Annotated in this window: 4 protein-coding genes; 1 reads left to right on the top strand and 3 read right to left on the bottom strand. The window is 63.7% G+C overall.

Annotated features, from left to right (window positions below; all coding sequences use genetic code 11):
- The 3 genes from WBB85_RS18180 to glmU all read right to left on the bottom strand — a co-directional run.
- The coding region (locus WBB85_RS18180; protein ID WP_432640004.1) for a DNA alkylation repair protein at positions 1-584 on the bottom strand (584 nt) is incomplete at its 3' end.
- Positions 581-2,395: a glutamine--fructose-6-phosphate transaminase (isomerizing) gene (gene glmS, locus WBB85_RS18175; protein ID WP_432640003.1), complete on the bottom strand. Its 1,815-nt coding sequence runs from the start codon at positions 2,393-2,395 to the stop codon at positions 581-583. The genes WBB85_RS18180 and glmS, both read right to left, overlap by 4 nt.
- Positions 2,395-3,744 carry a bifunctional UDP-N-acetylglucosamine diphosphorylase/glucosamine-1-phosphate N-acetyltransferase GlmU gene (gene glmU, locus WBB85_RS18170; protein WP_432640002.1) on the bottom strand — a complete coding sequence of 450 codons (1,350 nt, stop codon included), beginning with the start codon at positions 3,742-3,744 and terminating at the stop codon, positions 2,395-2,397. Before glmU ends, glmS begins: the two co-directional genes overlap by 1 nt.
- 106 nt (positions 3,745-3,850) lie before the next feature.
- On the opposite strand from glmU, the gene WBB85_RS18165 reads away from it, so the two are divergent.
- Positions 3,851-3,991 (top strand): HAD hydrolase-like protein (locus WBB85_RS18165; protein WP_432640005.1); only part of this gene is annotated, 141 nt, incomplete at its 3' end.

Below are 3,991 nucleotides of genomic sequence, written 5' to 3'. Positions count from 1 at the left end.
TTTGAGAGGTCGCGCAGCCACCAGGCGATGGCCTTCTGGATGAACCAGTCGCGGTCGTCGGCATAGGCGGTGGCCCAGCCGAGGATGCGGGTCCGGATGGCGCGATCTTCGTCGCTCGGGTGGTTCTGCTTGGTCCAGGGCAGGGTGATGACCAAGGCGGCGCGGCGGGTCCACATGTGGTCGGAGCGCGTCCAGCTTTCGACCTCGTCGATGCGGGACGGGTCGGCGACGAGGCGGCGTTGCCCCGCATCGCAGGCGTGGTCGGCGATGGCCCAGCTGTCGAAATCCGGCACCCATGAGGCGATGAGGCGCCAGGCCGCTTCGTCGTCCCTGATCCGTGCTTGGGTCAGGGTTTTGGCGGCGATGATGCGGGCCTCGAAGATGTCGGTTTTCCAGAGCGCGTCGGCGAGTGCCGTGCGTTCAGGAACGGTGAGGCTTTGCCGCCAGCTTTTCGCAAGATCGTTTAAGTGGGGGTTGGGAATGCCCAGAACCTGACGTGTCTGCTTGTGGTAGGCTGCCATGCCCTCGGATCGGCCGGGTTCGATTCCTGCCTTCAGCGCCTCAATGGCCTCGTCGAGTGTCATTCGACCGTCACCGATTTTGCGAGGTTCCTGGGCTGGTCGACATCCGTCCCTTTGGCGACGGCGGCGTGGTAGGCCAGAAGCTGGGCGGGCAGGGCATAGAGGATCGGGGCAAAGATCGCCGGGATCTCGGGCAGGGTCAGGGTCTTCCAGGTGCCCAGGCCCGCCTCTTCCGCTCCTTTCGGATCGGTGATCAGGATCACCTTGCCGTGGCGCGCCATCACCTCTTGCATATTCGATACGGTCTTGTCGAAAAGCACATCACGTGGGGCGAGGACGACGACGGGGACGTTCTTGTCGATCAGCGCGATGGGTCCGTGTTTCAGCTCGCCCGACGCATAACCTTCGGCGTGTATATAGCTGATTTCCTTCAGTTTCAGCGCGCCTTCCAGCGCCAGTGGGAACATCGAGCCACGGCCTAGGAAGAGGACGTCCTGCGCTTCGGCCACGGCCGCTGCCATCACCGCGATGGAGGCTTCTCGGCTCAGGGTCTGGTTCATCAGACCCGGCAGGGTGGCGAAGGTCTTCAGGTGTTCGGCAAGTGCGCTGTCGTCGATATGGCCGCGGTCATGCCCTGCCTTGAGTGCCAACAACAAGAGCACCGAAAGCTGGCAGGTGAAGGCCTTGGTGGAGGCGACGCCGACCTCGACGCCTGCCAGGATCGGCAGGGCGATATCGCTTTCCCGCGCGATGGAGGAGGTGGGCACATTCACGATGGAGACGATCTTGGCCACCTTGCCTTCTGCGTAGCGAAGCGCGGCGAGAGTGTCGGCGGTCTCGCCCGACTGGCTGACGAAGACCGCATAGGAGTTTTTCGGCATCGGCGGTTCGCGGTAGCGGAATTCCGAGGCGATATCGACTTCGCAAGGAAGGCCCGCGAGGCCTTCGAACCAGTATTTCGCGGTCAGGCAGGCATAGTTCGCGGTGCCGCAAGCGACCAGTGTCAGTCGGTCGAGTCCTGCGAACTCCAACCCCTCGGGCAGGTTGATCTGTCCGCCTTGGGCGTAGTGCTTGATCGCATCGGCCAGAACGACGGGCTGTTCGGCGATCTCCTTGGCCATGAAATGCTTGTAACCGGCCTTTTCGATCCGCGTTGCCTCTAGCTGGATCTGCTGGAGTTCGCGGTTAGCGCGGCGATCCCTGGCGTCGAAGATCTCGACGCCCGCGCGGGTGACGAAAGCGTAATCGCCTTCCTCCAGATAGGTGATGCGGTCGGTCATCGGCGCGAGCGCGATGGCGTCGGAGCCCACGAACATCTCACCCTCGCCATGGCCGATGGCAAGCGGCGAGCCCTTGCGGGCGGCGATCATCAGGTCTTCCTCTCCGTCGAAGAGGAAGAGGAGGGCGAAGGCGCCTTCAAGGCGGCGCAAGGTTTCGCGCGCGGCGTCGCGGGGGGACATGCCCTGATCCATGTGGTGCCGGGTCAGGAGGGCGACGGTTTCGGTATCTGTCTCCGTCTCGGCCGCCAAACCCTTTGCGGCGAGTTCGGCGCGCAGGTCACGGAAGTTTTCGATGATGCCGTTATGGACGACAGCGACGGGGCCGGAGCGGTGCGGATGGGCGTTCACCACGGTTGCAGCACCATGGGTGGCCCAGCGGGTATGGCCGATCCCGGCCTTGCCGGCGAGCGGTTCGTGCACCAGAAGATCAGAGAGGTTGACGAGCTTGCCGACCGCCCGCCGCCGGTCGAGCCTGCCGCCGTTTACGGTCGCGATCCCGGCGGAATCGTAGCCGCGATATTCCAGCCGTTTCAGCGCCTCGACAAGGATCGGCGCCACTTCATGGCTGCCGAGCACCCCCACAATACCGCACATTATTGCGCCTCTTTCTGGCGTTTCGCCTTAATCCGTTTCAGATTTTCGAACAATCTAGTCGCTAAGCCCGGTTTTGTTTCCTGTCTGGCGCGGGAAATCGCCAAAGCTTCGGCCGGGACGTCCTGGGTGATGACAGAGCCTGAGGCGGTAAGCGCCCCATCGCCGATCTTCACGGGGGCCACCAGCATCGTGTCCGAACCGATGAAGGCGCGTTTGCCGATCTCGGTCCGGTGCTTCATCACACCGTCATAATTGCAGGTGATCGTGCCCGCGCCGATATTGGTGTGTTCGCCGATATGGGCGTCGCCAAGATAGGTCAGGTGGCCGACCTTCACGCCTTCATCAAGGATGGCGTTCTTGATCTCGACGAAGTTGCCGACATGGACATCCTCGGCCAGTTCCGCGCCGGGGCGCAGTCGGGCGAAGGGGCCGACCGTGGCCCCGCGCGAGATGTGGCAGCCCTCAAGATGGCAGAAGGCGCGGATCTCGGCCTCGCTTTCGACGGTGACGCCGGGGCCGAAAACCACATTCGGGGCGATGACCGTATCGCGGCCGATGACGGTGTCATAGGCGAAGAAGACGGTTTCGGGCGCGGTCATCGTCACGCCGTTCTCCTGCGCCTCGGCGCGAGCGCGGGCCTGAAAGCTGGCCTCGGCCTGCGCCAGTTGGGCGCGGGTGTCGACGCCGAGTGTTTCGCCCTCATCGCAGGTCACGACCGTGGCCGTGCGGCCCTTGGCACGGGCCATGGCAACTATCTCGGTCAGGTAGTATTCGCCTGCTGCATTGTCGTTCGAGAGCGTCGGGACGAGGTCCGCCAGCAGAGCGGCATCGACCGCCATCAGCCCGCCATTGCAGAGCGTGACGTCGCGCTCGGCCTCGCTCGCATCCTTGAACTCGACGATGCGTTCGAGAACCCCGCCGGAGGTGATCAACCGCCCGTAGCGGCGCGGATTGGCAGCGCGGAAGCCAAGGACGGTGATATCGGCCTCCGCTCCGGCCAGCGCCTCAAGCGTTTCGGTTCGGATCAGGGGGGTGTCGCCGAAGAGGATCAGCACCTTGCCCGCAAACCCCTCAAGCGCGGGCAGGGCCTGCGCGACGGCGTGACCGGTGCCGAGCTGTTCTTCTTGCGCAACAACGATGACTTCTTCATCGACCGTGCGGGCGGCGGCCTCTACGGCAGCGCGCTCATGCCCCGTCACCACGATCATGCGATCGGGTTCCAGTGTTGCGCCGGCCCGCATCGCATGGGCCAGAACCGGGGCGCCTGCGACTTTGTGCAGGACTTTCGGCAGGTCGGAATTCATCCGTGTGCCCTGTCCGGCGGCGAGAATGATGAGCGCTGTGGCCATGAATGAGACTTCCCTTAACGTCCGGCACGTTTTAACGAAGGCCGCAAATGCCGCAAGGGGCGTGGCTTCACAAATCTTTTCGGCAGGTTACAGGGAAAGGACCGCGATGCGCACGGTGATTTTTGATCTCGACGGAACGTTGGCCGATACATCGGCCGATCTGATCGCCGCGGCCAATGCCTGTTTCCGGGGGCTTGGGGCGGGCGATATGCTCGATCCGGTGGAAGATGCGCTCACCGCCTTTCAT

Origin of the sequence: Albidovulum sp. (genome assembly GCF_049646345.1) — a bacterium.
Lineage (GTDB): Bacteria > Pseudomonadota > Alphaproteobacteria > Rhodobacterales > Rhodobacteraceae > Albidovulum.
This window is presented reverse-complemented; position numbering and strand designations above follow the sequence as displayed.

Coding starts and splice junctions, on each gene's coding strand:
- glmU (WP_432640002.1), bottom strand. CDS start 3,744: ATGGCCACAGCGCTCATCATTCTCGCCGCCGGACAGGGCACACGGATG.
- glmS (WP_432640003.1), bottom strand. CDS start 2,395: ATGTGCGGTATTGTGGGGGTGCTCGGCAGCCATGAAGTGGCGCCGATC.